Origin of the sequence: Moraxella lacunata, from assembly GCF_002027545.1 — a bacterium.
GTDB classification, from domain to species: domain Bacteria; phylum Pseudomonadota; class Gammaproteobacteria; order Pseudomonadales; family Moraxellaceae; genus Moraxella; species Moraxella lacunata.
The window spans coordinates 1-4789 of the sequence record NZ_MXAN01000117.1 but is presented as its reverse complement, the minus strand read 5'-3'; the positions used below and the strand labels follow the sequence as shown (position 1 = coordinate 4789).

The 4789-nt window shown below is 48.0% G+C and carries 4 protein-coding genes; all 4 read left to right on the top strand.

Features of this window, described 5'->3' with window-relative positions:
- Positions 1 to 1340, top strand: a 1340-nt coding sequence (locus B5J94_RS14295) for a TonB-dependent receptor (protein WP_158081063.1), incomplete at its 5' end; no start/stop codon positions are given.
- 75 nt (positions 1341 to 1415) lie between these two features.
- Positions 1416 to 1571 carry a hypothetical protein gene (locus B5J94_RS14290; protein ID WP_156471086.1) on the top strand — a complete coding sequence of 52 codons (156 nt, stop codon included), beginning with the start codon at positions 1416 to 1418 and terminating at the stop codon, positions 1569 to 1571.
- On the top strand, positions 1568 to 4138 hold the full coding sequence (locus B5J94_RS13210) for a M16 family metallopeptidase (RefSeq protein WP_062501086.1): 2571 nt from the start codon (positions 1568 to 1570) through the stop codon (positions 4136 to 4138). Before B5J94_RS14290 ends, B5J94_RS13210 begins: the two co-directional genes overlap by 4 nt.
- 229 nt (positions 4139 to 4367) lie before the next feature.
- Positions 4368 to 4538, top strand: a complete 171-nt coding sequence (locus B5J94_RS14285; RefSeq protein ID WP_156471087.1) for a hypothetical protein — start codon at positions 4368 to 4370, stop codon at positions 4536 to 4538.
- Positions 4539 to 4789: the final 251 nt, after the last annotated feature.

Genomic DNA, 4789 nt, shown 5'->3' with positions numbered 1-4789 from the left:
TTTGGAAAGGGGTCTATTATAATTTTTATGATTTTGACTGGGGCAACATCAATCACAACATCAACGCAGGTTTTGAGTATCGCCACGAAAAAGCCGAATATGAACGTTATGCCGACACCTCGCTTGGCGGAATGATGACATGGAACCCTAAGACCATATGCAACGGGGCAGACGGCTGTATTGATGGCGAGCAGTTTACATCCGTACGTCTGCTCTACCCTGCTCGCAGTCTGTCTGCCAGTATGAATAAATACAGTCTGTATGCCGAAAACACCATGAAAATCGGTCGGTTTGAGCTTACCCCAGGGGTGCGTGTCAGTTATGATGATTTTATGAAAAACACCAACATCTCGCCACGCTTTGCCTTTACTGCTGATGTGTTTGACAATGGCAATACCAAACTCTTTGGTGGTTGGAACCGTTATCACGCCAACAATCTTTTTGCCTACAAACTCAAAAACGGCATTAGTAGCTACCTACAACAAAACCGCAAAATCAACGCAGACGACACGCTCACCGACTGGACGGACAATGGGGTCATTCGTGAACGAGGTTCTAGCAAATACAACTATGAAGTTGGAAGCCTAGACACGCCTTATTCCGATGAAATCAGTGCAGGTATCGCCCAAAGGGTCGGCAACACGCTATGGACAGCCAAATGGGTCAATCGCCATGCCAAAAAGAGCTTTGCTCGCTCGCAAACGCTCAATGACGCAGGTGAACGTGTCATGGATAACAGCGGTTGGTCAAAAGCCGATACCGTAACTTTGGCAATCAAGCCGACATCAGCCGTTAAGTTTAGCGGACTGGACTTGGATTGGTCGGTGGGAGCCAGCTGGTCGGACAACCGCCAAAACACCGCCAACACTTATGATGACACCACCGAAGCCGACCAAGACCGTGCGATTTTGGATAACAAACTCATCTACAAAGCCGACTTGCCTGCCTTTAACTTTAACCGTCCTTGGAAAGCTTTTGCCAACATTGACATGACTTTCCCTGACATTGGTTTTGTTTGGGGTCATCGTGTGGGCTTTACCGCCCCTTATGAAGGGCACAGCACCGCCACTGTGGATTGCCCAAGCCATGATACCGCCATTTGTGGCGACTATACAGGTAGAGCCACGTTGTACGAAAACACCAAGTTTGGCAAGCACATCAGTTACGATTGGCGAATGAGCTACAAAAAGGCATTGGGCAAGCACCAAAGTTTCGAGCTTACCATGGACATCAACAACGTCTTTGACCGTAAAACCGCCACCAACAAGCCAAATAACAGTCAAATCATCACTTATGAACAAGGTCGAAACATCTGGCTTGGTGCGACTTATAATTGGTAAAACACTCTTTTTAAAAAAAGCACCTAACAGGGTGCTTTTCCCATTTTTAATTTTTTAATTTTTAAAGAATAAATCATGAAAAAAATCATCGCCCTTGCCCTATTTGTCATCGCTCACACCGCCCTTGCCGAGATTAGCTCGCCTGTCATCGGTAGACTGGATAATGGTTTGGATTATGCCATTTTACCTTTGCATGACGACAAAGGACGGCTAGAAATCCGCCTGGAGTGAACGCAGGGGGCATAGACGAGAGCGACACACAAGCAGGCGTGGCTCATATGGTCGAGCATTTGGTCTTTCGGGCGAGCGATAAGCACCCTGACGGCGTGATGAACCATTTACACGATATGGGCTTTGTCAGGGCTAGGCATTATAATGCCGTAACCACCACCGATAGCACCACTTATCTCATGACCCCACCGCCCAAAGTGGGGCTGGACGGTAGTCTGTCCGCCCTGTCGCAGATGATGTTTTTTGCTCACATCACGCCAGATGATTTGGAAAAAGAACGCCACATCATCACCGAAGAATGGCGGGGCGGTCAAGGCGTATCAGCACGCATGGACGAACAACGAAAAGCGGTCATCAGAGCAGGCAGTCGCTCGGTGCGTAGCCCTGTTATTGGCACTCTAGATAGTATCACGACCATGCCAGCCCATGAGTTACAGGCGTTTTATCGGACGTGGTACGCCCCCAACAACATGAACCTACTCATCGTGGGCGATGTGGATATTGACCATACCAAAGCCAAAATCCATGAGTATTTTGGGCAAATCCCTGCCAAGCCCCTACCCGACCGCACGGGCAGTTATTGTGAGCCGACCTTATCCGACCGCCTAACGATTACCGAACTGCACGATGACAAAAGCGGGGTAAGCCAAGTGGCGTATGTCCTAAGGCTGGACGAGTCCGCAAGTCGTGGCGACAACGACACCGCCCGCAAAAATCGCCTGATAGACCGTTTTGCCTTGACCTTTATCACCAAACGCCTGCAAAGCGAAATGAATAATTTACCTAACGGCATAAAAAGCATGGTCGCTCGCAAATCCGACATCGGCAAACACACCGTTGCCATTGAGCTATTTAGTAGTGTGGATAAAGACAAACACAAGGACGGCTTACAGGAGATTTTTTATCAAATCAAACGCTTGCAGGATTATCCCATGACCCAAGATGAGCTTGATGAGTACAAAAAGGATTTTCAAATTCAGCTAGACAAAGCCCACGCCCACAGCGAAGACCGTGATTTTGCAGGTTGGGTACAGGCACTGGTTGGCACGGCATTGGTAGATAAACCCTATCTTCCCCAAAAGGACATCGCCACACTTACCCAGCCCCTATTGGATAATTTGACCGCCCAAGACGTGCAAGGGCGTGTCCATGACTGGCTGTCCGCCCCTGACCGTATCGTCCAATACCAAGCCCCACTCGCCGCACGGGTTACCCCCATAAGTGTGGCAGACGTGGAGCAGATGAGACATCGGGCAAACACTGCCACGCTCGCCCCACCCATCCCAAAGCCACGCCCGACCACCATTGACCTGCCCCACGTCATCACCACCGCCTACATCACGCACATGGCACGCCACGGCGACACCCGCACCTACACGCTCTCCACAGGCGATAGGGTGCTGTGGCTTGCCCACCTCAGTGCCAAAGACAAGACCTACATTCGGGCGGTGAGTACCGCAGGTACACAGGCGGACGGACTGGGTGCGTGGCAGTCGCAACTTGCCACAGGGCTGATTTTTCAAAATACGCCTGATGAGTTTGACAAAACTGCTTGGGATAATTTTAAAAAAACGCACCGCCTAAATCTGTCCGCCAAACAGACCGCCCACGAACTTATCGTTGAGATGAGCAGTGATAATGATAAATTAAACGAGCTTATGGGTCTCTACCATGCCCAACTGTACCGCACCACCATTAAGGACGGGCTTGATGACACCAAATCCGCCCTGATGAGCGAGCTTGCCCCGACAGGTGTCAAACAAGCCGAGAGGCATAGACTGGACGAGCTTGGCAAATTAAGACACCTGCCAAACCACCTACCCAGCCTTGATGAATTGCACCAGCTGGACGAAGATACACTGAATCACACATGGGAGCGAATGACACGCACGCCCACGACTTTTTATATCGTGAGTAACGCCACGCCTGCCCACATGGGGCAGTTTATCACCCTATTTGCCAATCCCAATCCGCCATTGACGGCATTTCGCCATACCGCCACGCCCCTTGCCACATCGGACACGGTCAAATTCGCCCACCACAACGAGCCACGAGCGGACGTACAGCTTTGGACAACCACGCCCCACGCATGGCAAGGCGTGGACGCCATGACGGTAAACCTACTAAAAAACATCACAAGCGACAAGCTCAAACTGACCTTGCGTGATGAAAAATTAGGCATTTATCGGTTAAGTTTTGATACCACGCTAAATCCTGACACCCACCGCATTGAAAGTCATCTTAAATTCACCACCAGTCCTGACAAGGCGGACGAGATGATAGCCCACGCCAAACAAGTACTGGCAAACCTACCCGCACTCATCACGACAGACGACATCAATAAAGCCAAAAGCACCTTCGCCAATCAAGAAAAATCCCGCCAAAACGACCCCTATACATGGCTAAATCGTCTGGCACTAAGCGACAAACAAGGCGATGATTTGGTGTATCTTAACCAAGTCAAACACTTAGACAGCCACATCACGCTTGCCAATTTACAACGCATGGCAGGCAGACTCTATAACCCCGACAGCGTACAAATATGGATAGACATGCCAAAAGAGTAATGCAAATCATTATTACTGATACCTTACAATCATGCGATTTAGTTATTTATCAGAAATATTATCAAACTTTTAGCAATGATTGATACAGAACGTCTGTTTTTTACTTATCAATTATCTAAAAAACTGTTTGATTTGCAATTATTGATTGATAATTTTGTGGTGTAATATACCCAGTTAAGGCAACATGGCTTAACTTTTACTTTAACATTTTATTTTTTTGAGAATTTTTATGAACATCAAACAACTACTAACCGCCCTTATCCTATCCGCCTTTACCATGACTGCCATGGCACAGCCCACTCAATCACCCAAAAAACCAAAAACCGAACAAACCCAAAAGAAACCGTCCGCAAAAAAAACAATCAGCCAAGAAACAAGGCACAAAAAAGCAAACGGCTAAAAAGCAAAGCACCAAACAACAAAATACCAAAAAACCCACCAATCAGCAAACCACCAAAAAGTCTACCAACCAACCACGCTAAACCCAAAAAAATCCCTATCGCTTGATAAGGGATTTTTACTAATTTGTATTTTTATGACTTATTTTACACTATACAAAATGAAAAAGTACCACGGTTTCCGTTCGTGGCGAGCCATGCCTGCCCATGACGGTTTTCCTACCCGCAGGCATGGCTCAGATACCATGATACC